Source organism: Flintibacter muris (assembly GCF_943192995.1).
GTDB classification, from domain to species: domain Bacteria; phylum Bacillota; class Clostridia; order Oscillospirales; family Oscillospiraceae; genus Lawsonibacter; species Lawsonibacter muris.
In genome coordinates this window covers 106460-131232 of record NZ_CALPCP010000009.1, presented here as the reverse complement: position 1 = coordinate 131232, position 24773 = coordinate 106460, and the positions used below count along the sequence as shown (strand labels likewise).

Sequence of the window (24773 nt, the reverse complement as noted above, 5' to 3'; positions counted from 1 at the left end):
TTCCTCACCCCTTATTCCCTATTTTATCATCTTTACATGAAAAAGTCTGCCGGTAGGCAGACTTTTTCGACAAGCTGAGGGCCGCCCTTACGGGCGGCCCGGGGTTTAATTTTTCAAGCTCTGCATCGGGGCTGGGATACGTCCTCCCCGATTGACAAATTCCCTGGCGGAGAAGGGGTGGACGCTCTGGACAGGGGCGGAGCCCAGCAGGCCGCCGAACTCCACCATATCCCCCACATCGCAGCCGGGGGCGGGGATAACGCGGACAGCGGTGGTTTTGGAGTTGACCATGCCGATAGCAGCCTCGTCGGCAATGATGGCGGAGATGGTCTCGGCGGGGGTATCGCCGGGGACAGCAATCATATCCAGTCCCACAGAGCAGACACAGGTCATAGCCTCCAGTTTGTCCAGAGTGAGTGCCCCTGAGCGAGCGGCGGCGATCATGCCCTCGTCCTCGCTGACGGGGATGAAGGCCCCGGACAGCCCGCCCACGGCGGAGGAGGCCATCACGCCCCCCTTTTTCACTGCGTCGTTGAGCAGGGCCAGGGCGGCGGTGGTGCCGTGCGTGCCGCACACCTCCAGCCCCATCTCCTCTAAAATCCGGGCCACGCTGTCCCCCACGGCGGGGGTGGGCGCCAGGGACAGGTCCACAATGCCAAAGGGGGTGTCCAGCCGGCGGCTGGCCTCCTGGGCCACCAGCTGGCCCATGCGGGTAATCCGGAAGGCGGTCTTTTTTACCGTCTCAGCCACCACGTCGAAGGGCTGGCCCTTTACCTCCTGAAGGGCGTGGTACACCACGCCGGGACCTGAGACTCCCACGTTGATGACCTTCTCCCCCTCGCCCACGCCGTGGAAGGCGCCTGCCATAAAGGGGTTGTCCTCCACCGCATTGCAGAAGACCACCAGCTTGGCACAGCCAAAGCCCCCCCTGTCCGCGGTCTTCTCCGCCAGCTCCTTGATGGTGCGGCCCATAAGGGCCACCGCGTCCATATCGATCCCCGCCTTGGTGGAGCCCACGTTGACAGAGGAGCAGACAATGTCGGTTGTGGCCAGGGCTTCTGGAATGGAGCGGATTAAAATCCGGTCAGCCGCTGTCATTCCCTTCTGGACCAGGGCGGAAAAGCCGCCGATGAAGTTGACGCCAGTGGTCTTGGCGGCCCGGTCCAGGGCCTGGGCAAAGGGGACATAGCTGTCCGTCTCCGCCGCCGCCGCCACCAAGGCGACAGGGGTGACAGAAATCCGCTTATTGACAATGGGAATGCCAAATTCTTTTTCAATGGCCTCACCGGTGGCCACCAGCTTTTCTGCGTAACGGGTGATTTTGTCATACACCTTGTCACAGGCGGTTTTCACGTCGCTGTGGGCGCAGGAGAGCAGGGAGATGCCCATGGTGATGGTGCGCACATCCAGATGCTGCTGGTCAATCATCTGGATGGTCTGCATGATTTCGTGTTGGTTTAACATGGCGGCCACCCCTTAAATACGGTGCATGGCGTTGAAAATGTCCTCCCGCTGGATGCGGATGGACAGCTCCTGTTCCTTGCCGGCCTGCTCCAGAATGTCGGCCATATCGCCGATAGACTGCTGGCAGGCGGAGGTGTCCACCAGCATGACCATGGTGAAAAACTCCTGGAGGACGGTCTGGGTGATATCCAGAATGTTGATGTTGTGCTGGGCCAGCAGGGAACACACAGCGGCGGTAATGCCCACCCGGTCCTTGCCGATCACGGTGACAATGGCTTTCATAGTTCAAATTTCCTTTCATCGCGATTTATGCCTCCCTTCGCAAAGGGAGGTGGTACGGCGGAGCCGTGACGGAGGGTTTTCTCTGATTGAAACACACCTGTTTTCGTTCGGAAAACCTCCACCCGGCTTCGCCGGGACCCCCTTTGCGAAGGGGGCCTTTTGGTGCTAGAATATAGGCTGGCTTTAGTTCAACTCATCCAGGGTCAGCTCAAAGCCGTCCAGGAAGTGGTCCATAAAGTATTTCAGGCCGGGGCTCTGGTTTTGGCACAGGGCGGCGTAGGTCTGTTCCTTGGCCTTTTTGAACTCAGTGTTGCCCGCCTTCAACTCCTCCACGCACTTGAGGTAGGCGGACAGCTTGTCCGCCGCCTTGACCAGGGCGTGAATTTCCGGATCGGGGATGGTAACGGCCTCTTCAAAGTCGGGCCGCAGGTCGGGGGGGAGCATGGACAGCAGCTTGCGCTCCGCCACTGCCTCCACGTCCTTGTAGGCGGACTGGATATCCGGGTTATCGTACTTGATGGGAGTGGGCATGTCGCCGGTTAAAATTTCGCTGGCGTCGTGATACAAAGCGGCCACCGCCGCCGCGCCGGGGTCAATCTGCCCGCCGAAATACCGGTTTTCTATCACGGCCAGGGCGTGGGCCAGCACGGCCACCTGATGGGAGTGCTCCTGAATGTTCTCCAGCCGGGTGTTGCGCATCAGGCCCCAGCGGTTAATGTACCGCATACGGGAGATCATGGGAAAAAAGTTGTAGGCCACAGCAGGTTTTCTCTCCTTTTCTGAAGTCCCCCTATTCTACCATAGCCGAAAGCGGTTGTAAACTGGAGAAGGACAGCTTTTCAGCTGTCCTTCTCCAAAGATTTTTTCTTTTTCCACGCCCGCCAGGTGAAAAACGCGAGCGCCAGGATCAGCAGGCCCCGGACAATGCCCACCGCAATGGCGAAAACCGTGGACGGATCTCGAAACCCCGGTATTGTAATATAATAGTACAGCCGCCGAAGTCCGCCTATCAGCCCCCAGGGGGACACACTGGTGTATGGGTTCAAAGCCAGGCAGCTCAGCCCAACGGCCAGCCAGCCCATAATGAGAAAGGGATGCTTTTTTGCCAGCAGCAGGGGCAGGCCCAGGACGACCAGCGCCACAGCGGCGAATACCAGCACCGGTGCGCCCATGATACCGAGAATCGCCAGGGCCGCGCCAGCGACCTCGAGAATGACACCGATTATTTGTACTGCGGTAAGGCCTTCTCGCTTTCCTTCCCGCTCCACATAGACCACCTGGGGCTGGGATGGCTCCGGGGGCTGGGGGCGCTCCCCGTCCCGGACCAGCTCGTCCACGCTGACCCCGAACAGGTCGGCCAGCCGGATGATCTTGTCCAGGTCGGGGGTGGACTGGGCCGTTTCCCACTTGCTCACACTCTGCCGGGAGACCTCCATTTTTTCCGCCAGGTCGTCCTGGGACATGCCCCGCTGGGTGCGCAGGGACAATATTTTTTCCGCCAATGTCATAGACCTTGACCTCCTCTCGATTTTCTTCTATTATAGTGTCGAAGCGGCAAAAATCAATCAAGTCCGCTTGGAAATTCCCGCAACCAGCAGTTGCGGCCCGATTGAAGGAGGAAAAATCATGGCGTTTAACCACGATATCCCGATTTTGGAGCTTCTGGACATCCTGGGCTGTCCGCCCAACCCCGACTACCAGCCTGACCCCCGGCTCCCCGCCCTGCTGAACGATTTCCTGAGTCGGGCCTATGACCACCCCCTGTTCAAGACGGCGGACATCTGGACCGCGCACTCAGACTGGACCTCCTACGAGGTCCTTGAGGAGCGGATCGAGGAGGACCGGGAATACTACGAGGAGCACCCGGAGGAGCTGGAGGAGGACGATCCCTTCGCGCCCTTCTTGCGGCTGCCTAAGGAGGAGTGGCCCACCCTGGTGGAAAACTATCTGGAAATCGGCAGCGACTACGCCGCCGGAGTGGTGGAGTTCGGCATCCGTGAGGGGGACCTGGGCCAGGCGGACCCGGTCGTCTACATGCTCCACGAGGAGGACGCTCCCACCGGCTGGAAGCAGTTTGCCCCCAGCCTGACCGGCTATCTGAAATATGTCCTGTGCGCCGTCCTGTGCGGTGAGAGCTACCACACCGGGCAGAACGTGCTGGAGAAGGCGGGCTGGACGTATACAGCGTGCGAAAAGCCGACGGACGCCCCCATGATTCCTTGCGTCTTTGACCTGGCCGTGTGCTGCGGCTACGACCCGGATACCAAAACCGTTCTGGCTGTTCTGTCCGACACCCAGTGGTGCAAGGCCTTCCAAATTACCAAGAAGGACTGAGACATACATGGCGAAAAAAAGCACCCGGAACACCCGGGGGAAGATTATAGACGCGGCCTGGAAGCTGTTCTACCGCCAGGGCTACGACGACACCACCGTGGAGGAGATTATCGAGGAATCGGGCACCTCCCGGGGGTCGTTCTACCACTACTTCCAGGGCAAGGACGAGCTGCTGTCCACCCTGGCCGACGTCTTTGACCAGAAATACCAGTCCCTGATGGAGACTATCGACCCGGAGATGGACCGCTTTGACCAGCTGATGTACCTCAACCGGGAGCTGTTCACCATGATGGAGAATTCCACCCCCCTGGACCTGGTGGCCCGGCTGTACTCCTCCCAGCTGGTCACCCGGGGGGACAAGTCCCTCATGGACCACAACCGCACCTACTACCGGCTGCTGCGGCAAATCGTCCTCCAGGGCCAGGAGCGGGGGGAGCTGCGGGGGGACGTCACCGTCAACGAGATGGTGCGGGCCTATGCCCTGTGCGAGCGGGCCCTCATCTACGACTGGTGCCTGTCCGGCGGAGACTACTCCCTCACCCAGTACAGCCAGACCATGATGCCCATGTTTCTACAAGGCTTTCGCGGAAAACCACGAAAAGTTTGTAGGAATGTACAAAATATAATTTAACAAAATGTACAGTCTGTTTTTCTAGCTATTCCAAGAGAAACAGACTTGATTTTTATCTTTAAGTATGGAACTTATTCTATATTGCGTTCCGGTTCTTTTTCTGGTATGATACCAATAATCTGCTTTCCGGCGGCGTTTGTGTGTGTCCCGGAGAGACTTGGGAGGAATTATATGACTACCGCGCAGGCCTGTATTATGGGCACCATTATTCTCTATCTCTGCTTCGTCATCTTCACCGGCGTGATGATCGGCCGCCGGTCCAAAAAGAGCGCCGAGGGCTTTTACCTGGGCGGCCGGGGGATGGGTCCCCTGGTCACCGCCATGAGCGCCGAGGCCAGCGACATGAGTAGCTACCTGCTTATGGGCATCCCTGGTCTGGCCTACCTGTCCGGCGTGGCCGACGCCAGCTGGACCGCCATTGGCCTGGCCGCCGGCACCTATCTGAACTTCCTGCTGGTGGCCCGGCGGCTGCGCCGCTACAGCGTGAAGCTGGACGCCATCACCATCCCCAGCTTCATCTCCAAGCGGTACGGCGAGAAGAAGCCGGTAATCATGTGCATCTCCGCCCTGATTATTCTCATCTTCTTCGTGCCCTACGTGGCCTCCGGTCTGGCCGCTATCGGCAAGCTGTTCAACAGCCTCTTCGGCTGGGACTACATGACGGCGGTTGTGATTGGCGCTATCGTGATTATCAGCTACACCTCGGTGGGCGGCTTCTCCGCCGTGGCCACCATGGACCTGATTCAGTCCATCATCATGACCATCGCCCTGACCATTATCGTGGTTTTCGGCATTGTTCAGGCCGGGGGCATGGATGCCGTGCTGGAGCACGCCCGCACTCTGCCCGGCTTTCTCAGCTTCGGTGAGACCTACAACCCTGCCACCGGCTCCGCCGAGCCCTACGGCTTTATCCGCATCATATCCATGATGGCCTGGGGCCTGGGCTACTTCGGCATGCCCCACATCCTGGTGCGGTTTATGGCCATCCGGGACGAGAACGAGCTGAAGCTGTCCCGGCGCATTGCCGCTGTGTGGGTGGTGCTGTCTATGGGCGTGGCGGTGTTCATCGGCATCGTGGGCCACGCCGTCTCCGCCGCCGGCCGCATCCCCTTCCTGGAGGGCAGCGCCACCGAAACGGTGATTGTCAAGCTGTCTGACCTGCTGTCAGGCTACGGTATCTTCCCGGCGGTGGTGGCCGGCTGCATCCTGGCCGGTATTCTGGCTGCCACCATGTCCACCGCCGACAGCCAGCTGCTGGCCGCCTCCTCCGCCTTCTCGGAAAATCTGGTGCAGAACGTCTTCGGCATCAAGCTGACCCAGAAGCAGACCATGCTCTGTGCCCGGCTCACCGTGGTGGTGATTGCCGTGATTGCCCTGTTCCTGGCTGCCGACCCGGACAGCAACGTGTTCCAGATTGTCTCCTTTGCCTGGGCGGGCTTTGGCGCTGCCTTCGGGCCCGCTATGCTGTGCGCCCTGTTCTGGAAGCGGAGCAACCGCCAGGGCATTATGGCCGGTCTGATTGCCGGGGGAGCCATGATCTTTATCTGGAAGTTCCTGGTCCGCCCCATGGGCGGAGCGCTGGACATCTATGAACTGCTCCCCGCCTTCCTGGTAGCCCTTGCCGCTATCGTGGTGGTCTCTCTGATAACCCCCGCGCCTGAGGCCCAGGTGGTCAAAACCTTTGAGGAGTACGACAGATAACCTGCAAAAAAGCAGCACTGATTTCTCAGTGCTGCTTTTGACTGCTGCTTCGCTCCAGCAGCTCCCACTCCAGCGCCCGGGACTGGCCGGAAGCGCCGTCCAAAATGCGGATCATCTCCTCGGCCGCTGCCCGGCCCATCTTCTCCCGGTGGCGCAGGGAGGTGATGGGGATGGGGCTGATCTGGCTGTAATAGCTGTTGTCAAAGCTGACCACCGCCACATCCTCGGGCACCTTTTTGCCCATGGCCAGCAGTTCCTGGATGAGAAGGAAGGCGATCTCGTCGTTGTAGCAGATCACCGCCGTGGCCGGTTCCAGCCGCTCGGCCAGAAAGCGCCGCAGCAGATCAAAGCGGCGCTTCTCTATCATTTCCAACCGATCCTCTGTGTCGTACCACCGGAAACAGCGGTCAAAGATGGGCAGCTCCGCATCCCGGATGGCGGAGATACAGCCGTGATACCGCTGGGGCCCCTGTACATCGTCGCTTTTAAAGATTCCGGCCAGGTGCCTGTGCCCCTGGTCGATCAGCAGGCGGGCCAGCAGATAGCCGCCGCCGTAGTTGTCGTCGTAGACACAGGGGACGCCGGACAGCTCCCCGTAGGCCCCATGGAGGAAAAGCAGCGGAATGCCCGCCTCCCTCAGGCGGCAGTACAGGTCCGCGTTGGGGCTGGGCAGGGCGGTTTTGGAGCCCTCCACCAAAATCCCCCCCACCGGCTGCTCCAGCAGCTGATGGAGGATATCCCGCTCGGCCCCCACCCGGTTCTCAGTGGCATACACCAGGGTGGAGTAACCCTTCTGGGCAAAGAGGCTCTGGGCGTCGTGGAGGATGGTGGGGAAGATATAGTCATCCAAAAAGGAGGTGACCACCGCAATCTGGCGGGAGGCGGGGTCCTGGATGCGGCCGGTGGTGTAAGTACCGCTGCCCTGACGGCTTTGGATCAGCCCCTCTTCGGCCAGCAGCCGGAGAGCGTGGCGCACCGTCTGACGGCTCATGTGGTAGCGGCGGGTGAGCTCCGCCTCGGTGGGCAGCCTGTAGCCGCTGCGGCCTCCGTTTTTTACCAGGTCCTCCCGCAGAAGGTCCGCCAGAAATTTGTATTTCATTGCCATCTCGAAATTCCACCTTTCGGTGTAAAGGTACAAAGTCCGTCTCCCATTATAGCAAAAGCTGTGTGAAAACAGACCAATAAAGTGGTTCGTTTTCTTATCAGGTTTCACATTTTACACAGCGGGCGCCGAAAATTTGTCCTGCTTTTCTTTTGAAAAACAGGACATTTGACCGGGAATTTTTGAACCGGAAAAGAAAAATTTTGAAGTTTTGGGGGCGGGGTGGGCAACTTCACCACCTTGAAACGCCTGACTCCAAAGGCTTTCAGCATAGAAAAATCAACTTATCAGCGAGTTCATTCTCAAAAAAACAAAAACTCAAACGCAAGAATGTGGGGTATTCTGTAAAATTTGTATCGTTTTATATAATATAATCAATATTTGTCTTATTTAATGGTACGAATCTGGCCAAGCGGGCCAAAAACGTATTGACTTTCCTAAATAAATGGAGTTTAATTCAAATGTAGTCTCAATGAAGGTTCGCCCAAAGACCTGCGGCGGACGTATGAATTGGGAAACAGCAACGAATAGAAAGTGAGGAAGTTAAAATGAAAAAGATTCTTGGTCTGGCTCTGGCCGCGGCGATGTCTCTGTCTCTGGTCGCCTGCGGAGGCGGCAACAACAACACTCCCGCCGGAAGCAACCCCGCCAACAGCGCTCCCGCCGGAAGCACCCCCGCTGCCAGCACCCCCGCCACCCCCGCTGCCAGCGGCGAGCTGATTACTGTGGGCGTGATTAACAACGACCCCAACGAGTCCGGCTACCGCACCGCCAACGACGCAGCCATGCGCGCCATGTTTACCGAGGAGAACGGCTACAAGGCCACCTTCTACAACAATAACGACGCCGCCCAGCAGATTGCTGAGGCCCAGCAGATGATCCAGAACGAGGTGGACTTCCTGCTCCTGTCCCCCGCCTCCACCACCGGCTGGGACACCGTGCTGAAGGACGCCCAGGACGCCGGCACCCAGATTATCCTCTTTGACCGCATGCTGGAGGCCGATGAGAGCATGTACGTGGCCGCCGTCGTATCCGACATGCCCGCCGAGGGCAAGACCGCTGTGGATTGGCTGGCCGCCCAGGGTCTGGACGAGTACAACATCATCCACATCCAGGGCCTGATGGGCTCTGACGCCCAGCTGGGCCGCACCGGCGCTCTGGACGAGAAGGTTGCCGCCGAGGCCAACTGGAACTATGTCACCCAGCAGACCGCCTCCTGGGACGAGGAGACCGCCCGCACCATCACCCAGTCCGTCATTGACCGGGGCGAGTCCTTCAATGTGATCTACGCTGAGAACAACGGCATGGCCCGCGGCGCCGTGGCCGCTCTGGACGCCAACGGCATCACTCACGGCAAGGACGGCGAGGTTATTGTTATGGGCTTTGACAGCGACACCTGGGCCATGGAGTCCGTCCTGAACGGCAGCTGGAACTACATGGGCCTGTGCAACCCCCTCCAGGCTGAGACTGTTGACAGCATCATTAAGGACCTGGTCGCCGGCAACGCCCCTGCCCAGAAGATCATCTACACCCCCGAGCAGGGCTTTGACGCCGCCACCATCACCCAGGCTGATGTGGATACTTACGGCACCTGATTGATATACATCTGAAACAATACATCACGTGACCCGACACGCGGCGCGGCATGTCAGCCGCACCGCGTGTTGAATTTTAATGAATGGAGGCGTATCCCTATGCAGGAAGGCGCAGTTTTGGAAATGCGCGGCATCTGCAAGTACTTCCCCGGCGTGCGCGCCCTCCAGGACGTGGATTTTACCCTGCGGGAGGGTGAGATTCACGCCCTGATGGGAGAAAACGGCGCGGGCAAGTCCACCCTCATCAAGGTGCTCACCGGCGTGTACCCCAAGGACGGGGGTGAGGTCCACATCCAGGGCATTGAGGGCGCTGCGGTCATCCGCTCCCCCCAGGACGCCCAGAACGCTGGCATCAGCACAGTGTATCAGGAGATCACCCTGTGTCCCAACCTGACGGTGGCGGAGAATATGTACATTGGCCGCACCAAGGGGGCCATGACCAACTGGAGGCAGATGAACCAGGGCGCGGGCAAAATTCTGGACAGCCTGGGCATCCCCGCCAGCCCCAAGCAGCAGCTGGGCTCCTGTTCCATTGCGGTACAGCAGATGGTAGCCATCGCCCGGGCGGTGGACATGGAGTGCAAGGTGCTGATTCTGGATGAGCCCACCTCCTCTCTGGACGAGCAGGAGGTTGTCAAGCTCTTCGGCCTGATGCGGGACCTGCGGGCCAAGGGCGTGGGCATCATCTTTGTCACCCACTTCCTGGAGCAGGTCTACGAGGTCTGCGACCGGATCACCGTCCTCCGGGACGGCCAGCTGGTGGGCGAGTATGTTATTGAGGACCTGCCCCGGGTCCAGCTGGTGTCCAAAATGCTGGGCAAGGAGCTGGACGACATGGCCGACATCAAGGGCGAGACAGGCGGCGTGGCCATCAGTCAGGAGGGCGCCCCCGTGCTGGAGGCCCAGGGGCTGTGCAGCAGCGCGGGCATCAAGCCCTTCGATTTCTCCATCCGCAAGGGGGAGGTCAACGGCTTTACCGGCCTGCTGGGCTCCGGCCGCAGCGAGTGTGTCCGGGCCATTTTCGGCGCCGACCATGTGACCAGCGGCCAGGTGAAAATGGACGGCAGGGACGTAAAGATCCGCAAGCCCCTGGACGCCATGAAATGCGGCATCGCCTATCTGCCCGAAGACCGGAAGGGGGACGGCATTGTGGGCGACCTGTCTGTCCGGGAAAATATTATCCTGGCCTACCAGGTGATGAAGGGCTTTTTCCATCCCATCTCCCGCTCCCAGGCGGAGGCCTTTGCCGACAACTATATTGAGCTGCTGGAGATCAAAACCGCCTCGTCTGAAACCCCTATCAAGTCGCTGTCCGGCGGCAACCAGCAAAAGTGCATCCTGGCCCGCTGGCTGCTCACCGACCCCAAGTACCTGATTCTGGACGAGCCCACCCGGGGTATCGATATCGGCACCAAGATTGAGATTCAAAAGCTGGTTCTCAAGCTGGCGGAGAAGGGCACAAGCGTCACCTTCATCTCCTCGGAGATTGACGAGATGCTGCGCACCTGCTCCCGCCTGCTGGTGATGCGGGACCGGAAGCTGGTGGGCGAGCTCACCGGTGAGGACCTGACCCAGACCAAGATTATGGCGACTATCGCAGGAGGTGATGAGAGATGACAACCCCCGTGAAAAACCCCCAGACTCAGATCAAGCGGCCTGACGAGCCCCTGTTCAAACGGCTCACCCGGCAGCAGCTGTTTATCCCTGTGGCGGCACTGATTCTGCTGGTGCTGTTCAACCTGATCGCTGACCCCTCCTTCTTCGCGATCTCTATGAACACCAACAGCCTGGGCAACCCGGTGCTCAGCGGCAATATCGTCTCCGTGCTGGACAACGCCTCTGAGCTGGTCATCCTGGCCATTGGTATGACGCTGGTCACCGCCTCCTCCGGCGGACAGGACATCAGCGTGGGCGCCACCATGGCCATCGCCGGCAGCGTCATCCTCCGGATGGTGTGCGGCAGCCAGGTCACTTCTGACACCATGCAGATGAACCTGCTTTTGGCTGTCCTGATTGGCATTCTGGCTACTATGCTCTGCGGTGCCTTCAACGGCGCTCTGGTGGCCTACTTCAACATCCAGCCCATGGTGGCTACGCTGATTATGTACACCGCTGGACGCTCCATTGCGGCCTGGATCAACAACAATCAGCTGCCCATCATCAACGACCTGAGCTTTAAGTACGCGGGCACCTTCCTCCCCGGCATCCCCGTGCCCACCCCCATCTTCATCACCGCCGCAGTGATTCTGGCCTTCTGGCTCATTCTCAAGTTTACCACCCTGGGCCTGTACACCCAGTCGGTGGGCATCAACGCCAACTCCTCCCGCCTCAACGGCCTGGACCCCAAGCTGATTAAGCTGCTCACCTACGTGATTCTGGGCGTATGTGTGGCGCTGGCCGGCTTCATCCGGGTCAGCCGCAGCGGCTCCATCAACTACTCCCGCATTGCGGAGAACATTGAGATGGACGCCATCCTGGCCGTGGCCCTGGGCGGCAACGCCCTGTCCGGCGGCAAGTTCAACATCTACGGCTCCATCCTGGGGGCCTATGTCATCCAGTTCCTCACCACCACCCTGTATAAGTATGACGTACCCTCCACCGCTCTGCCCGCCTACAAGGCGGTGGTGGTCATCCTGCTGGTGGTACTCAGTGCCCCGGTGGTGCGGGAAAAGCTGGCCAACCTGAAAAAAGCCCCCGCCAAAACCGCGAAGGAGGTGTCCTGACATGTCCAACGGAATTGCAGTTGATAAGCAGGGACGGCTCAAGAACCGGACCTCCATGAGCGACACCAATCTGCTGCTCACCATCACGGTGGTGGTCTTCTTTATCCTGTATCTGGCCGCCATCATTTCCCTGGGCGGCAGCTTTACCAAGCCTCAAAACTTCCTCAATATCCTGAACAACAACGCCTCTCTCATTGTCCTCTCCTGCGGCATGAGTATCGTCATGATTACCGGCGGTATCGACATCAGCGTGGGCGGCGTCACCTGCCTGGTGTGCATGGTCTGCGCGGTAAACCTGGAGCAGCAGGGCGGCAATGTGGGCACCGTCATCCTTCTGGGACTGGCTATCGGCCTGGCCTTTGGCGTGGTCCAGGGCTTTTTGGTGGCCCATCTGGGCATCCAGCCCTTTATCGTCTCCCTGGCGGGCATGTTCTTTGCCAAGGGCATGACTACCATTGTCAGCAAGGAGCCGGTCCGCGTCACCAATGAAGGCTTTTTGGCAGTGAAGGAGCTGCGCATCAATGTGCCCGGCCTGGGCGCTCCCAATAAGCTGGGCGTCTACATCCCGGCCTATGTGGAGGTGGGCGTGGTGATCGCCCTGCTGGTGGTTATTCTTCTGTTCTGCCTGCTGCGCTGGACCAAGCTGGGCCGCGCCTTCTACGCTGTGGGCGGCAACAACCAGAGCGCCAACATGCTGGGCATCAACGTGCGGCGCACCAAGTTCCTGGCCCATGTGCTGTGCAGCGTGCTGGCCGGTTTGGGCGGCATTCTCTACTTCCTCCATGTGGGCAGCGGCGACGTGGCCAACGGCGCGGGAGATGAGATGAACGCCATCGCCTCCTCCATCATTGGCGGCACCCTGCTCACCGGCGGCGTGGGCAACGTAATCGGCACCTTCTTCGGGGTTTTGTCCCTGAACACCATCAAGCGCATTGTCGCCTCTCTGGGCTTTGACGAGGCCTGGTGGTCCAATATCACCGTGGCCGCCATGCTCTGCCTGTTCCTGGTAATCCAGAGCATTGTGCTGCTGCGCAAGAACAAGAAGTAAGGGGGGGCACAAGATGAAAACCTGTTTGGGCATTGAGCTGGGCTCCACCCGCATCAAAGCCGTCACCATTGACGCCTCCTTCAAGCCCCTCTCCTCTGGGGACTACACCTGGGCCTCCACCTATGAAAACGGCGTGTGGACCTACTCCCTGGACGAGGTTTGGACCGGCCTGAAATCCGCCCTGTCCAAGGTGGAGGGCCGGGAGGAAATTGCCGCCGCCGGAGTGTCCGCCATGATGCACGGCTACCTGGCCTTTGACAGGGACTGGAAGCTGCTGGTCCCCTTCCGTACCTGGCAGAACACCATCACCGGCCAGGCCGCGGCCGAGCTGACCGGGCTCTTCGGCTTCAACATCCCTCAGCGCTGGTCTATCGCCCACCTGTATCAGGCGGTTTTAAATGGGGAGGATCACGTCCCCCAGATCGCCCACATCACCACCCTGGCGGGGTACATCCACTACATGCTTACCGGAGTCAATGCCGTTGGCATTGGCGAGGCCAGCGGCATGTTCCCCATTGACAGCACCGGACTGGACTACGACGCCGGGATGATGGCCAAGTTCAACCATCTGATTGCCTCCAAAAATCTCCCCTGGAATCTGGAGGACCTGCTGCCCAAGGTACTTGTGGCCGGTGAGGACGCCGGTTCCCTGACGCAGGCCGGCTCCTCCCTGCTGGACGGCCTGCTCCCCGCCGGCATTCCCTTCGCCCCCGCCGAGGGCGATGCGGGCACCGGCATGACCGCCACCAACGCCGTGGCCCCCCGCACGGGCAATGTATCCGCCGGAACCTCCATCTTCTCCATGGTGGTGCTGGAAAAGCCCTTAGAGAGGGTCTACGAGGAGATCGACCTGGTGACCACCCCCACCGGGGCCCCGGTGGCCATGGTTCACTGCAACAACTGCACCAACGACACCAACGCCTGGGTGGGCGTGCTGAAAGAGACCGCCCAGCTCTTCGGGGCCGATCCTGACGCCGGGGAGCTGTACACCAAGCTCTACCAGAAGAGCATGGAGGGCGATCCGGACTGCGGCGGCGTGATGGTGTGCAACTATCTGGCCGGGGAGGGAGTGACCCATATGGACGCGGGCCGTCCCCTGGTGGCCCGCACTCCTGAGACCAAATTCACCCTGGCCAACTTCTTCCGCTCCCAGCTCTACTCCACCATGGCCACTTTGAAAATCGGCATGGATATTCTGGCGGGGGAGCATGTGGCTATCAGCTCCCTCACCGGCCACGGCGGGTTGTTCAAAACCCCCGCAGTGGGCCAGAGCTACATGGCCGCCGCCTGCAACGCCCCCGTCACCTGCATGGAGACCGCCGGGGAAGGCGGGCCCTACGGCATGGCCCTGCTGGCCTCCTACCGGCTGAACAAGGCCGAGGGCGAAAGTCTGGAGGGCTTCCTGTCCAATCAGGTCTTCGCCGGGGTGTCCGGCTCCACCATTCAGCCCGACCCCGCCGCCGTGGAGGGCTTCAACACCTATATCCAGCGGTACAAAGCCCTGCTCAAGGTGGAAAAGGCGGCGGTGGACGTTCTGTAACCTTAAGGCGGCGCGCCGGGGCCGTCGCGCCCTACAATGTGCCGTGTGCAGGGGCCGATGCCCTGGCGCCGACCTCGCCGCATTGTCCGCGGGCGGCCGCAGGCCGCCCCTACAAAAATCGCAAGGAGGAAAATCCTATGAACTATTCATTCTGGTTTGTGGTGGGCAGTCAGTTCCTGTACGGCCCCGAGGTACTGGAGACTGTCGCCGCCCGGGCTCAGGAGATGGCGGATGAGCTGTCCAAAACCCTGCCCTTCCCCCTGGTCTACAAGGTGACCGCCAAAACCAACAAGGAGATCGCCGACGTGGTCAAGCAGGCCAACTACGACGACTCCTGCGCCGGTATCATTACCTGGTGCCACACCTTCTCCCCCTCCAAAATGTGGATCAACGGTTTTGCCAATCTGCAAAAGCCCTACTGCCACTTCGCCACCCAGTACAACCAGTCCATCCCTAACGAGGAGATCGACATGGACTTTATGAACCTGAACCAGGCCGCCCATGGCGACCGGGAGCACGGGTTTATCGCCGCCCGGCTGCGCCTGCCCCGGAAGGTGATCGCCGGGTACTGGAAGGATGAGGCCGTCCAGAAGCGGATTGGCAGCTGGATGAAGGCCGCCGCAGGCGTGGCCGTGTCCAAAGGTTTGAAGGTCATGCGCTTTGGCGACAACATGCGTGAAGTGGCCGTCACCGAGGGCGACAAGGTGGAGGTTCAGACCAAGCTGGGCTGGCAGGTGAACACCTGGGCCGTAGGCGACCTGGTGAAGGTGATGAATGAGGTTTCTGAGGCTGAGATCGACGCGCTGATGGACACCTACAAGGCCAGCTATGACATTGACACCGACAAGATCGACCACATCCGCTACCAGGCCCGGGAGGAGATTGCCATCAAGAGGATGATGGACGCCGAGGGCTGCAAGGCCTTCTCCAACACCTTCCAGGACCTTTACGGCATGGAACAGCTCCCCGGCCTGGCCAGCCAGCATCTGATGGCCCAGGGCTACGGCTACGGCGGCGAGGGCGACTGGAAGGTGGCCGCCATGACCGCCATCATGAAGGCCATGGGCGAGGGAGGCAACGGCTGTTCCCTGTTTATGGAGGACTACACCTACAACCTGGAGCCCGGCAAGGAGTACTCCCTGGGCGCCCACATGCTGGAGGTCTGTCCCTGCTGCGCCGCAGGCAAGCCCCGGATTGAGACCCACCACTTGGGTATCGGTATGAACGAGAAGGACCCCGCCCGCCTGGTCTTTGAGGGCAAAGAGGGGGACGCCATTGTGGTATCCCTCATTGATATGGGTGGCCGCCTGCGCCTGATCTGTCAGGACATCCACTGTGTCAAGCCTATCCTGCCTATGCCCAACCTGCCTGTGGCCCGGGTGATGTGGCAGGCTGAGCCCTCCCTCACCACCGGGGTGGAGTGCTGGATTACCGCCGGCGGCGCCCACCACACCGTTCTCAGCTACGACGTCACCGCCGAGCAGATGAAGGACTGGGCCAATATGCTGGACATTGAGTTTGTCCACATCACCAAGGACACCACCGTGGAATCCCTGGAACACGACCTGTTCCTGTCCGACCTGGCCTGGAAGCTGAAGTAACGCCCTGCATCATTCGCTGGCATGTAGGCCGCCCGCCGATTCTGCCAGACCTCACGGGCGGCCACAGGCCGCCCCTACAAAATGAAACGAGGTACAATTATGTTAGAAGCACTCAAACAGGAAGTTCTGGAGGCCAACCTCCTTCTGCCCAAATACGGTCTGGTCACCTTTACCTGGGGCAATGTGTCCGGCCTTGACCGTGACAAGGGCCTGATGGTCATCAAGCCCTCCGGGGTGGAGTATGAGGGCATGACAGCTGAAGACATGGTGGTGGTCAGCCTGGAGACCGGCGATGTGGTGGAGGGCAAGTGGAAGCCCTCCAGCGACACCAAGACCCACCTGGAGCTGTACAAGGCCTTTCCCGGGGTGGGGGGCATTGTACACACCCACAGTCCCCACGCCGTGGCCTGGGCCCAGGCCGGGGAGGATATCCCCTGCTTCGGCACCACCCACGCCGACTACTTCTACGGCTCCATCCCCTGCACCCGCCATCTGACCTTGGGTGAACTGGAGGAGGACTATGAGAAGAACACCGGAACAATTATTGTGGACACCTTTAAGGAGCGGTGCATTGAGCCCAAGGCTGTTCCCGGCGTAATCTGCGCCAGCCACGGCCCCTTCACCTGGGGCAAGGATGCTGCCCAGGCGGTGTACCACGCGGTGGTGCTGGAGGAAGTGGCCAAGATGGCCATTCTCACCCGCCAGGTGCGCCCCTCCGCAGGCCCCGCCCCCCAGCGCTATCAGGACAAACACTACTTCCGCAAGCATGGCCCCAGCGCCTACTACGGACAGGATTAAACAAGACAAGGCCCCGCCTCAGGCGGGGCCTTGTATAATTTGTTCCCATCTGTAGAGGCGGCCCGCCTGTCACAGCAGGTCCGTTCGGTTCTGCGGGCGGCCGCAGGCCGCCCCTACAGCTCCCTTGGCCGCAATTTTGAGCCTGCTATAGTAATTTATATACCGTTCAGGAACCGGAGGAATGCCTCCTTGCCCTCAGGGGTGCGCTTGTACACCCCGGCGTGCTCCAGCACCCTGGCAAAGACCAGACCGGTCTCCTTCTGAACAATGTCCAAGGCGTTCTCCGCTGTGACGGTGTAGTGTTTGGCGAAATTCTCCGCCCATTCCGCGTGCTTTTCAGTAAGTTCACTGGCCCGCAGGTCGCCGCCGGAGGCTAAGCAATCGGCCACAGCGGCCAATTCCTCCTTCAGCCGGGCGGGGAGGACGGCCAGGCCCATCACCTCAATCAGGCCGATATTTTCCTTTTTGATATGGTGTAGCTCGGCGTGGGGGTGGTAGACCCCCAGAGGGTGCTCCTGGGTGGTGATGTTGTTGCGCAGGACCAGGTCCAGCTCGTACTTCTCCCCCCGCCGCCGGGCAATGGGGGTGATGGTGTTGTGAGGTTCACCGTCCGTCTCCGCGAAGATAAAGGCAGATTCGTCGGTGTAGTCCCGCCAGGCGGCGAGAATTTTGTCCGCCAGGTCAATGAGCCGCTCCGGATTTTGGGAGGAAATCCGAACCACCGACATGGGCCATTTCACAATACCCGCCTCCACATCTTCAAAGCCGGGAAATGTAAATGGGGTCTCCACCGGAGCTTTTTCCATGGCGAAGGTGTACCGTCCCCCCTGGAAGTGGTCGTGGGCCAAAATGGACCCGCCCACAATGGGCAGATCGGCGTTGGAGCCCACAAAGTAGTGGGGGAACTGCCGGACGAAGTCCAGCAGCTTGGCAAAGCAGGCCCGGTCAATTTTCATGGGCACATGCTCGCTGTTGAAGCAGATGCAGTGTTCGTTGTAGTAGACGTAGGGGGAGTACTGCAAAAACCAGGGGGAGCCGTTGATTTCAATGGGGACCACCCGGTGGTTCTGCCGGGCGGGGTGGTTGACCCGGCCGGCGTAGCCCTCGTTCTCATAGCACAGCTGGCACCGGGGGTAGGCAGAGGCGGGCAGATTTTTCGCCGCCGCAATGGCCTTGGGGTCCTTCTCCGGCTTGGACAGGTTGATGGTGATGTCCAGCTCCCCATACTCGGTGGGGACCTTCCACTGCATGTCCTTGGCGATCCGGTCCCGGCGGATGTAGTTGGTGTCCTGGCTGAAGGCGTAGTACCAGTCGGTGGCCGCTTTAGGATCATCACGATACATGCCTTGAAACTTCTCAATGACTTGGGCAGGGCGGGGGGTGAGCCGTCCCATAATCTCTGTATCGAACAGGTCCCGGTAGACCACAGAATTTTCCGTCAGCACGCCCCGCTCATGGGCGTCATCCAGCAGTTCTTTCAGAATGGAGGCCAGCTCCAGGCTGTCCACATCCCAAGTCCGCTCCGGCTCTGTATAGCTGTCCAGCTTCAATACATCCAGGATGGTGTTGATGGCCCAGGTATGCTCACATTCCTCCACCAGACCTAAGTGGACGGCGTAGTCCGCCAGTTTGGCAATGGCATTGTCAATCATAGTCATCTCTCCTTATTACCTGCACTTAATGTAGGGCGCGACGACCTCGGCGCGCCGTGCTGTTGTAAGAGATATTCCACGGGGGCGGCGGGCCGGGTCGTCCCGCCCTACAGTCCGTTTCGCAAAGGGATTCTCTTTTATTCCGCCACCACACAGCCGCCCTGGGGACGGATGTGAAGCACATGGCACTTGCCCGCGCCGAACAGCTCCTCCATGCCGGTTTTAAAGGGCACAAGATACTCCTCGGGCACAAAGGCCTGGATGGTCCCGGCAAAGCCGCCTCCGTGCACCCGGATGGCCCCCATGCCGTCCAGAATGTTCTCTCCCACCGTCAGAGCCAGGGGGATGGCCTGCTGCCGGGGGGTTTGAATGGACCATGTGTTTTGCAGCTGGAGGGAAGAGGAGCGCCCGGAGGAATTGACCATGTTCAGGAAGGCTTCAAAATTTCCGTTTTTCAGGGCGTCAGCCTCCTGGGAGGCCCGGCGGTCGTCGTCATAGAAATGCATGGAGCGCAGTACCGCACGGTCACCGTACGCCTCCCGCAGGGCGGGAATTGCGGCGCGGAAGTCCTGCAAGGGCACATCCCGTAGCACTTGCTTGCCAAAGTGGGCCGCCACCGCTCCCATTTCCCGGGTAATGTCGGCATAGTCGCCGGTAAGGTCGCCGTGGCTGGAAGCGGTATCCACAATGCATAGGACATGGCCGGACTTGCTGAAATCATAGTCCACCCGCTTTACCACAGGGTTGGCGGGGTCGTTGAAGTCGATAAACACCGCGCCTCCCACGGAGGAGCCCATCTGGTCCATCAGGCCGCAGGGCTTACCGAAGTAGACATTTTCAGCGTACTGCCCGATTTTGGCAATTTGGACGGCGTCCAGCTCCCCGCCGCAGCAGAAGTGGTTGAGAATATTGCCAATCAGCACCTCATAGGCGGCGGAGGAGGACAGGCCGGAGCCGGACAGCACGGTGGAGGCCACATAGGCGTCAAAGCCGGACAGCTTATAGCCCAGTTCCGCCACCTTAGCGGCCACCCCGCGCACCAGGGCGGCGGAGGTGTTGGCCTCCTCAGGCTTCACCGCCAGATCGTCCAGGCTGACCTCAAGGGCAGGGTAACCCTCCGACTGCACCCGGATCAGATTGGCGCCGTTGGGAGCGGCGCAGGCCAGCATGTCCATATCCACGCTGCCGCACAGCACGCGGCCGTGCTGGTGGTCGGTGTGGTTGCCGCCAATCTCGGTGCGGCCCGGACCGCTGAACAGGGCGGCCTGCGCCCCCTCCGCCGGGTTAAATACGTCCATAAAGGACTGAACTACATGGCAGGCCCGGTCACGGGCCCGGACCAGGCTGGCCTGTGTGCCATCCAGAGCGTACAGGGCGGCAAGGGCCTGGTCGTGGCCCCGTCCGCGCAGGGTATCCAGCAGAGTATTGCAGCTACTCAAGGGACGTCACCTCTTTCTCGAAATTGGGAGATCCTCCCGGTTGTCCATTGCGCATTCAATTATACCACGCATCTTTGCTGCGGACAAGCAGATTGCGCAGGCAGCGGGAAAAACAAATTAGAGCAATTCTCAAAATTGCCGATACCGCTTTGTAAGGGCGGGTATTACCCGCCCGCCTTGATTCGTAATACGAGCTGGTATCCTGCGGGCGTATGATATCCGCCCCTACCAAGGGAGTTTTCTTATTATTTCATAGAATTGTTATCATTCTCCTTTGGGCAGATAAAAAGGGCTTGCCGCTCCGCAAAAGCAGAGGGCAAGCCCTTTTATGGCATAAATGCACCGGCCCGGTTACACCAGCTGGATAATGGCCATCTCAGCGGCGTCGCCGCGGCGGGGGCCAATGCGGACGATACGGGTATAGCCGCCGTTGCGGTCGGCGTATTTGGGTCCGATCTCCTTAAACAGCTTGTTGGCCACGTCCTCCTTGGTGATGTAGGACAGGGCCTGGCGGTAGGAGGCCAGGGTGTTGGTCTTGGCCAGAGTAATCATCTTCTCAGCCACGGGAGCCACTTCCTTGGCGCGGGTGACGGTGGTCTTGATCTGGCCGTTCTCCAGCAGGTAGGTGGTCATGGCGCGGAGCATGGCACGGCGCTGGTCGCTGGTGCGGCCCAGCTTGCGGTTCTTCTGAGACATGGTAAACACTCCTTTGACCTCGCGTGGCGAGATCCGTTTAAATTCGTTCAATTCAGGCGGCCCAGGCCGCACAAAGCGGAACGTTACATACGCTTAGTTGTTCTCCTCGCTGGCCAGGGAGAGCCCCATCATGGACAGCTTGTTGATGACCTCCTCCAGGGACTTGCGGCCCAGGTTCCTGACCTTCATCATCTCTTCCTCGGTCTTGGAGATCAGATCCTCCACCGTGTTGATGTTGGCCCGCTTCAGGCAGTTGTAGGAGCGGACGGACAGGTCCATGTCATCAATGGTCATCTCCATCACCTTGTCACGCTGGGTCTCAGCCTTCTCCACCACGGTGGAGCGGCTGCCCATTGTCTCAGACAGGTCGGTGAACAGGGTGAAGTGGTCGCACAGGATGCGCGCTCCCAGGGAGACTGCGTCCCGGGCGTCGATTGTGCCGTTGGTCCACACCTCCAGGGTCAGCTTGTCGTAGTCCGTAGCGTCGCCCACACGGGTATTCTCCACGGTATAATTGACCTTGCGGACCGGGGTGTAAATGGAGTCCACAGGGATTACCCCAATGATGGACTGGGCAGGCTTATTCTTGTCGGCGGAGACATAGCCCCGGCCATGGGACAGGGTCAGTTCCATAGACAAGGTGGCATCCGGGCCCAGGGTGGCGATGTGCAGATCAGGGTTGAGGATCTCCACGTCGGCGTCCGCCTTGATGTCGCCAGCGGTCACCTTGCACTCGCCGGCGGCCTCAATATGAACGGTTTTTGTGCCCTCGCTGTAGAGCTTGGCGATAATGCCCTTTATATTCAGGACAATCTCGGTCACGTCCTCTTTCACCCCGGGGATGGTGGTAAACTCATGCTGCACCCCGGAGATCTTGATGTTGGTTACCGCGGTGCCGGGCAGGGAGGACAGCAGGATCCGCCGCAGGGAGTTGCCCAGGGTGGTGCCGTAACCCCGCTCCAGCGGCTCCACCACGTACTTGCCGTAGGAGGCGTCGCCGGGATTCTCAATACAATCAATGCGGGGCTTTTCAATTTCTATCATATGCTGGAATACCCTCCTTTTCTCGGCGGCGCATTCGCGCCGCTTCATTCAGCTCACCAATATCTGAGGGTTCTCTAAGTCTGTGTCAAGCCGTTTAGGACACTGCAGGGCGGGACGACTCGGTCCGCCGTCTCTTCAGGCATACCCGGCATGCCGGGGTGGCCGCACCCTACAGAAATATCGCTGTGATACACATTCCATAGAACGGCTTGGTAAAAAATTACTTAGAATACAGCTCGACGATGAGGTGCTCTTCCACGGGGAAGTCGATGTCATCCCGGGTGGGCATAGCAGCGACAGTACCCTGGAGGGTATTCTTGGTGCGGTCCAGCCACTTGGGCACGTTGACCACAGGGGCGTCCTCGCCGGTCAGGCGCTTAAACTTGACGGAGGAGCGGCTCTTCTCCCGCACCTCGATCACGTCGCCCACCTTAACCAGGTAGGAGGGCACATCCACCCGCTGGCCGTTGACGGTGAAGTGGCCGTGGGTGGTGAGCTGGCGGGCCTCCCGGCGGGTCATGGCAAAGCCCAGGCGGTACACCACGTTGTCCAGCCGGCGCTCAATGAGGGTGAGCAGGTTTTCACCCGTCTTGCCCTGCATGCGGCTGGCCTTCTCATAGTACATATGGAACTGCTTCTCCATAATGCCATAGACAAACTTGACCTTCTGCTTCTCGGTCATCTGCATGGCGTACTCAGACTGCTTCTTGCGCATCTGGCCCTTGGGGTTGCGGTTGGTTGTCTTCTTGGCATAGCCCATGGCGGCGGGGGACAGGTTCAGCGCCTTGCACCGCTTGGCGATGGGCTGCATATTTCTAGCCATCTGTCAATACCTCCTTCAAACGATCAGACGCGGCGGCGCTTCGGGGGCCGGCAGCCGTTGTGGGGAACGGGGGTCACGTCCTTAATCAGGGTGACCTCCAGGCCCACGGCCTGCAGCGCCCGGATGGCGGCCTCGCGGCCCTGGCCGGGGCCCTTCACAAAGACCTCCACGGTCTTGAGCCCATACTCCATCGCGGCCTTGGCGGCCGTCTCGGCGGCGGTCTGCGCGGCGAAGGGGGTGGACTTACGGGAACCACGGAAGCCCAGGCCGCCGGAGGAGGCCCAGGACAGGGCGTTGCCCTGCGCGTCGGTGACGGTGACCATGGTGTTGTTGAAGGAGGAGCGGATATGCACCTGGCCCCTCTCTACGTTCTTGCGTTCGCGGCGCTTGCGCACCACTTTCTTACCTTTGTTCGCAGCCATGTGTATCCCTCCTTACTTCTTCTTATTGGCGACGGTACGCTTGGGCCCCTTGCGGGTACGGGCGTTGGTCTTGGACCGCTGGCCGCGCACAGGCAGGCCCTTGCGGTGGCGGATGCCCCGGTAGCAGCCGATTTCGGTCAGCCGCTTAATGTCCATCGCCACGTTGCGGCGCAGGTCGCCCTCCACGGTGTAGTCGTGGAGCACCTCGCGCAGCTTGGCCTCGTCCTCCTCGGTGAGGTCTTTAACGCGGGTGTCTGGATTTACCCCAGCCTTGGCCAGGATTTTGTTGGCGCTGGTGCGCCCAATGCCGTAGATATAAGTGAGGCCGATCTCGATTCTCTTCTCTCTCGGCAGGTCAATACCGGCTAAACGAGCCATTTTTTACAGCACCTCCATTATCCTTGTCTCTGCTTATGCTTGGGGTTTTCGCAAATTACCATGACTTTGCCCTTGCGCTTAATGACTTTGCACTTCTCGCACATGGGCTTCACGGACGGTCTGACTTTCATTGTTAAAACCTCCTGATGAATGCCTTGATGGCCCCGGTAAGGGACAGGCAAGGCTCTCCCTTATCCGGTCGTGTATGGTTTACTTGGACCGCCAGGTGATTCTTCCCCTGGTCAGGTCGTAGGGTGACATTTGAATGGTCACCTTGTCACCGGGCAGGATGCGGATAAAGTTCATCCGCAGCTTGCCGGAAATATGTGCCAGGATGATATGGCCGTTCCCGATATCAACATGGAACGTAGTGTTGGGCAGGGCCTCGGTGACGACGCCCTCCAATTCGATCATATCGTCTTTAGCCAAGCGTAGATCCCTCCTTGAAGGCGGCCAGCGCCCGTCTCAATGCCCGGTCGGAGACCGGTTCTCCCTCTTGCAGACTGCGTACCACGGGGTGGTCAAACATAAGCTGTTCTCGCGGACCTGACTGCTGCGGGTCTGGTGCCAAGCTCCAGACATGGCCCAGCTTTTTGGCCTTTGGGCGGCCAATTTTCCGCCGCTTTCCGTCGGCCAGCAGCAGCCGGACTCTCTTCTGGTCCACACCCACCACAAGGAAGATACCGCCCTTGTCCCGTCCGGCATTTGCCTGGACAATCCAGCCTGTGTAATCAAACATAGGCCCCATCCTCGGTAACGGTCAGTATCTCGGGGCCATCCTCTGTAATGAGGATGGTATTCTCATAGTGGGCGGTCAGCGAGCCGTCCTGGGACACAGTGGTCCACTTGTCGGGCAGTACCCGCACATGCCAGTCTCCGGCGCACACCATGGGCTCCACGGCTATGGTCATGCCCGGCTGGAGCCGGGGACCGTGGCCCGCGGGGCCAAAGTTGCGCACCTCAGGAGCCTCGTGAAGCTTGGTTCCTACGCCGTGGCCCACAAAATCCCGGACCACAGAGTAGCCGTTTCCCTCCACATACTCCTGAACCGCGTGGCCGATATCGCTCACCCGGCGGCCCTTGCGGGCGTTTTGAATGCCCTCCCAAAAGCTCTGCTGGGTCACTTGAATCAGCCGCATAGCCTCCTCGCTCACCTGCCCGCAGGGGTAGGTGGCGGCGCAGTCGCCGTGAAAGCCGCCGATAAAAGCGCCAACGTCAATACTGACAATGTCGCCCTCCTTCAGCTTTCGGGGACCGGGAATACCGTGGATGACCACCTCGTTCACCGAGATGCAGGCGGAGCCGGGAAAGCCGCCGTACCCCAAAAAGGAGGGCTTTGCCCCGTGGCTCTCGATAAAACGGCGAACCGCCCTGTCAATCTCGTGAGTGGTAACCCCCGGGCGCACCATAGAACCGGCCAGGGCACGGGCCTGGGCAGTGAGCCGCCCGGCCCGGCGCATGGCTTCAATTTCCCGTTGGGATTTCAGTGATATCATTTCC

The 24773-nt window shown here is 60.0% G+C and carries 26 protein-coding genes; 10 read left to right on the top strand and 16 right to left on the bottom strand.

All coding sequences use genetic code 11. From position 1 onward, the window contains the following. Nucleotides 1-105: 105 nt before the first annotated feature. From NFS22_RS09955 to NFS22_RS09940, 4 genes are all read right to left on the bottom strand, one after another. Nucleotides 106-1464, bottom strand: a complete 1359-nt coding sequence (locus NFS22_RS09955) for a PFL family protein (RefSeq protein WP_251317615.1) — start codon at nucleotides 1462-1464, stop codon at nucleotides 106-108. 12 nt (nucleotides 1465-1476) lie between these two features. Continuing rightward, nucleotides 1477-1746, bottom strand: a complete 270-nt coding sequence (locus NFS22_RS09950; RefSeq protein WP_251317614.1) for an ACT domain-containing protein — start codon at nucleotides 1744-1746, stop codon at nucleotides 1477-1479. 183 nt (nucleotides 1747-1929) lie between these two features. Continuing rightward, nucleotides 1930-2505, bottom strand: a complete 576-nt coding sequence (yfbR, locus tag NFS22_RS09945; RefSeq protein WP_251317613.1) for a 5'-deoxynucleotidase — start codon at nucleotides 2503-2505, stop codon at nucleotides 1930-1932. 80 nt (nucleotides 2506-2585) lie between these two features. Then, nucleotides 2586-3254, bottom strand: coding sequence for a helix-turn-helix domain-containing protein (locus NFS22_RS09940; protein ID WP_251317612.1), 669 nt, complete (start codon nucleotides 3252-3254; stop codon nucleotides 2586-2588). Between the two features lie 118 nt (nucleotides 3255-3372). Between NFS22_RS09940 and NFS22_RS09935 the strand changes: the two genes are divergently transcribed. The 3 genes from NFS22_RS09935 (at nucleotide 3373) to NFS22_RS09925 (ending at nucleotide 6412) form a co-directional block, all read left to right on the top strand. Continuing rightward, complete coding sequence (locus NFS22_RS09935) at nucleotides 3373-4080, top strand: hypothetical protein (protein ID WP_251317611.1); 708 nt, start codon at nucleotides 3373-3375, stop codon at nucleotides 4078-4080. A 7-nt stretch (nucleotides 4081-4087) separates the two neighbouring features. After that, the gene (locus tag NFS22_RS09930) at nucleotides 4088-4711 is read left to right on the top strand and encodes a TetR/AcrR family transcriptional regulator (protein WP_251317610.1); all 624 of its coding nucleotides are present in this window, start codon (nucleotides 4088-4090) and stop codon (nucleotides 4709-4711) included. 171 nt (nucleotides 4712-4882) lie between these two features. Beyond that, the gene (locus NFS22_RS09925; protein WP_251317609.1) at nucleotides 4883-6412 is read left to right on the top strand and encodes a sodium/proline symporter; all 1530 of its coding nucleotides are present in this window, start codon (nucleotides 4883-4885) and stop codon (nucleotides 6410-6412) included. 25 nt (nucleotides 6413-6437) lie between these two features. Here the strand turns inward: NFS22_RS09925 and NFS22_RS09920 are convergent, their stop codons facing one another. Then, the gene (locus NFS22_RS09920) at nucleotides 6438-7517 is read right to left on the bottom strand and encodes a GntR family transcriptional regulator (protein ID WP_251317608.1); all 1080 of its coding nucleotides are present in this window, start codon (nucleotides 7515-7517) and stop codon (nucleotides 6438-6440) included. Between the two features lie 545 nt (nucleotides 7518-8062). Here NFS22_RS09920 and NFS22_RS09915 point away from each other — a divergent pair. The 7 genes from NFS22_RS09915 to NFS22_RS09885 all read left to right on the top strand — a co-directional run bounded on the left by NFS22_RS09915 (nucleotide 8063) and on the right by NFS22_RS09885 (nucleotide 16819). After that, nucleotides 8063-9109, top strand: coding sequence for a substrate-binding domain-containing protein (locus tag NFS22_RS09915; protein ID WP_251317607.1), 1047 nt, complete (start codon nucleotides 8063-8065; stop codon nucleotides 9107-9109). A gap of 99 nt (nucleotides 9110-9208) precedes the next feature. Next, on the top strand, nucleotides 9209-10726 hold the full coding sequence (locus NFS22_RS09910; RefSeq protein WP_251317606.1) for a sugar ABC transporter ATP-binding protein: 1518 nt from the start codon (nucleotides 9209-9211) through the stop codon (nucleotides 10724-10726). After that, nucleotides 10723-11832 carry an ABC transporter permease gene (locus NFS22_RS09905; RefSeq protein WP_251317605.1) on the top strand — a complete coding sequence of 370 codons (1110 nt, stop codon included), beginning with the start codon at nucleotides 10723-10725 and terminating at the stop codon, nucleotides 11830-11832. Before NFS22_RS09910 ends, NFS22_RS09905 begins: the two co-directional genes overlap by 4 nt. A 1-nt stretch (nucleotide 11833) precedes the next feature. Beyond that, entirely contained in the window at nucleotides 11834-12880 is a 1047-nt protein-coding gene (locus NFS22_RS09900; protein ID WP_251317604.1) for an ABC transporter permease, read from the top strand. Nucleotides 12881-12893: 13 nt separating this feature from the next. After that, nucleotides 12894-14420: a xylulokinase gene (locus tag NFS22_RS09895; RefSeq protein ID WP_251317603.1), complete on the top strand. Its 1527-nt coding sequence runs from the start codon at nucleotides 12894-12896 to the stop codon at nucleotides 14418-14420. A 137-nt stretch (nucleotides 14421-14557) separates the two neighbouring features. Next, nucleotides 14558-16021 carry an L-arabinose isomerase gene (gene araA / locus NFS22_RS09890; RefSeq protein WP_251317602.1) on the top strand — a complete coding sequence of 488 codons (1464 nt, stop codon included), beginning with the start codon at nucleotides 14558-14560 and terminating at the stop codon, nucleotides 16019-16021. 99 nt (nucleotides 16022-16120) lie between these two features. Continuing rightward, nucleotides 16121-16819, top strand: coding sequence for an L-ribulose-5-phosphate 4-epimerase (locus tag NFS22_RS09885; RefSeq protein ID WP_251317601.1), 699 nt, complete (start codon nucleotides 16121-16123; stop codon nucleotides 16817-16819). 155 nt (nucleotides 16820-16974) lie between these two features. Here the strand turns inward: NFS22_RS09885 and galT are convergent, their stop codons facing one another. From galT to map, 11 genes are all read right to left on the bottom strand, one after another. Beyond that, on the bottom strand, nucleotides 16975-18471 hold the full coding sequence (gene galT / locus NFS22_RS09880) for a UDP-glucose--hexose-1-phosphate uridylyltransferase (protein ID WP_251317600.1): 1497 nt from the start codon (nucleotides 18469-18471) through the stop codon (nucleotides 16975-16977). A 137-nt stretch (nucleotides 18472-18608) separates the two neighbouring features. Next, nucleotides 18609-19910: a galactokinase gene (locus tag NFS22_RS09875; protein ID WP_251317599.1), complete on the bottom strand. Its 1302-nt coding sequence runs from the start codon at nucleotides 19908-19910 to the stop codon at nucleotides 18609-18611. Nucleotides 19911-20261: 351 nt separating this feature from the next. Then, entirely contained in the window at nucleotides 20262-20606 is a 345-nt protein-coding gene (rplQ, locus tag NFS22_RS09870) for a 50S ribosomal protein L17 (RefSeq protein WP_251317598.1), read from the bottom strand. A gap of 93 nt (nucleotides 20607-20699) precedes the next feature. Next, on the bottom strand, nucleotides 20700-21650 hold the full coding sequence (locus NFS22_RS09865; protein ID WP_251317597.1) for a DNA-directed RNA polymerase subunit alpha: 951 nt from the start codon (nucleotides 21648-21650) through the stop codon (nucleotides 20700-20702). A gap of 220 nt (nucleotides 21651-21870) precedes the next feature. Beyond that, nucleotides 21871-22473: a 30S ribosomal protein S4 gene (rpsD, locus tag NFS22_RS09860; RefSeq protein WP_251317596.1), complete on the bottom strand. Its 603-nt coding sequence runs from the start codon at nucleotides 22471-22473 to the stop codon at nucleotides 21871-21873. 23 nt (nucleotides 22474-22496) lie between these two features. After that, entirely contained in the window at nucleotides 22497-22895 is a 399-nt protein-coding gene (rpsK, locus tag NFS22_RS09855) for a 30S ribosomal protein S11 (RefSeq protein WP_160637772.1), read from the bottom strand. Nucleotides 22896-22907: 12 nt separating this feature from the next. Further along, nucleotides 22908-23273: a 30S ribosomal protein S13 gene (gene rpsM / locus NFS22_RS09850; RefSeq protein WP_251317595.1), complete on the bottom strand. Its 366-nt coding sequence runs from the start codon at nucleotides 23271-23273 to the stop codon at nucleotides 22908-22910. A 17-nt stretch (nucleotides 23274-23290) separates the two neighbouring features. Beyond that, on the bottom strand, nucleotides 23291-23404 hold the full coding sequence (gene rpmJ / locus NFS22_RS09845) for a 50S ribosomal protein L36 (RefSeq protein WP_008982609.1): 114 nt from the start codon (nucleotides 23402-23404) through the stop codon (nucleotides 23291-23293). A 79-nt stretch (nucleotides 23405-23483) separates the two neighbouring features. Beyond that, complete coding sequence (gene infA / locus NFS22_RS09840) at nucleotides 23484-23702, bottom strand: translation initiation factor IF-1 (RefSeq protein ID WP_023346491.1); 219 nt, start codon at nucleotides 23700-23702, stop codon at nucleotides 23484-23486. Next, a complete protein-coding gene (locus tag NFS22_RS09835; protein WP_251317594.1) occupies nucleotides 23695-24012 on the bottom strand; it encodes a KOW domain-containing RNA-binding protein in 318 nt (105 codons plus the stop codon). The genes infA and NFS22_RS09835 overlap by 8 nt, the downstream gene beginning before the upstream one ends. Continuing rightward, complete coding sequence (gene map / locus NFS22_RS09830; protein WP_251317622.1) at nucleotides 24005-24769, bottom strand: type I methionyl aminopeptidase; 765 nt, start codon at nucleotides 24767-24769, stop codon at nucleotides 24005-24007. The genes NFS22_RS09835 and map overlap by 8 nt, the downstream gene beginning before the upstream one ends. Nucleotides 24770-24773: the final 4 nt, after the last annotated feature.

What these genes read in the sequence shown, in the direction of transcription:
- NFS22_RS09865 (WP_251317597.1), bottom strand. Translation starts at nt 21,650, where the DNA reads ATGATAGAAATTGAAAAGCCCCGCATTGATTGTATTGAGAATCCCGGC.
- NFS22_RS09835 (WP_251317594.1), bottom strand. Translation starts at nt 24,012, where the DNA reads ATGTTTGATTACACAGGCTGGATTGTCCAGGCAAATGCCGGACGGGAC.
- rpsM (WP_251317595.1), bottom strand. Translation starts at nt 23,273, where the DNA reads ATGGCTCGTTTAGCCGGTATTGACCTGCCGAGAGAGAAGAGAATCGAG.
- NFS22_RS09955 (WP_251317615.1), bottom strand. Translation starts at nt 1,464, where the DNA reads ATGTTAAACCAACACGAAATCATGCAGACCATCCAGATGATTGACCAG.
- NFS22_RS09915 (WP_251317607.1), top strand. Translation starts at nt 8,063, where the DNA reads ATGAAAAAGATTCTTGGTCTGGCTCTGGCCGCGGCGATGTCTCTGTCT.
- galT (WP_251317600.1), bottom strand. Translation starts at nt 18,471, where the DNA reads ATGATTGACAATGCCATTGCCAAACTGGCGGACTACGCCGTCCACTTA.
- NFS22_RS09900 (WP_251317604.1), top strand. Translation starts at nt 11,834, where the DNA reads ATGTCCAACGGAATTGCAGTTGATAAGCAGGGACGGCTCAAGAACCGG.
- NFS22_RS09930 (WP_251317610.1), top strand. Translation starts at nt 4,088, where the DNA reads ATGGCGAAAAAAAGCACCCGGAACACCCGGGGGAAGATTATAGACGCG.
- map (WP_251317622.1), bottom strand. Translation starts at nt 24,769, where the DNA reads ATGATATCACTGAAATCCCAACGGGAAATTGAAGCCATGCGCCGGGCC.
- NFS22_RS09935 (WP_251317611.1), top strand. Translation starts at nt 3,373, where the DNA reads ATGGCGTTTAACCACGATATCCCGATTTTGGAGCTTCTGGACATCCTG.
- NFS22_RS09910 (WP_251317606.1), top strand. Translation starts at nt 9,209, where the DNA reads ATGCAGGAAGGCGCAGTTTTGGAAATGCGCGGCATCTGCAAGTACTTC.
- araA (WP_251317602.1), top strand. Translation starts at nt 14,558, where the DNA reads ATGAACTATTCATTCTGGTTTGTGGTGGGCAGTCAGTTCCTGTACGGC.
- rpsK (WP_160637772.1), bottom strand. Translation starts at nt 22,895, where the DNA reads ATGGCTGCGAACAAAGGTAAGAAAGTGGTGCGCAAGCGCCGCGAACGC.
- NFS22_RS09895 (WP_251317603.1), top strand. Translation starts at nt 12,894, where the DNA reads ATGAAAACCTGTTTGGGCATTGAGCTGGGCTCCACCCGCATCAAAGCC.
- rplQ (WP_251317598.1), bottom strand. Translation starts at nt 20,606, where the DNA reads ATGTCTCAGAAGAACCGCAAGCTGGGCCGCACCAGCGACCAGCGCCGT.
- NFS22_RS09905 (WP_251317605.1), top strand. Translation starts at nt 10,723, where the DNA reads ATGACAACCCCCGTGAAAAACCCCCAGACTCAGATCAAGCGGCCTGAC.
- NFS22_RS09950 (WP_251317614.1), bottom strand. Translation starts at nt 1,746, where the DNA reads ATGAAAGCCATTGTCACCGTGATCGGCAAGGACCGGGTGGGCATTACC.
- rpsD (WP_251317596.1), bottom strand. Translation starts at nt 22,473, where the DNA reads ATGGCTAGAAATATGCAGCCCATCGCCAAGCGGTGCAAGGCGCTGAAC.
- NFS22_RS09920 (WP_251317608.1), bottom strand. Translation starts at nt 7,517, where the DNA reads ATGGCAATGAAATACAAATTTCTGGCGGACCTTCTGCGGGAGGACCTG.
- NFS22_RS09885 (WP_251317601.1), top strand. Translation starts at nt 16,121, where the DNA reads ATGTTAGAAGCACTCAAACAGGAAGTTCTGGAGGCCAACCTCCTTCTG.
- NFS22_RS09925 (WP_251317609.1), top strand. Translation starts at nt 4,883, where the DNA reads ATGACTACCGCGCAGGCCTGTATTATGGGCACCATTATTCTCTATCTC.
- rpmJ (WP_008982609.1), bottom strand. Translation starts at nt 23,404, where the DNA reads ATGAAAGTCAGACCGTCCGTGAAGCCCATGTGCGAGAAGTGCAAAGTC.
- NFS22_RS09940 (WP_251317612.1), bottom strand. Translation starts at nt 3,254, where the DNA reads ATGACATTGGCGGAAAAAATATTGTCCCTGCGCACCCAGCGGGGCATG.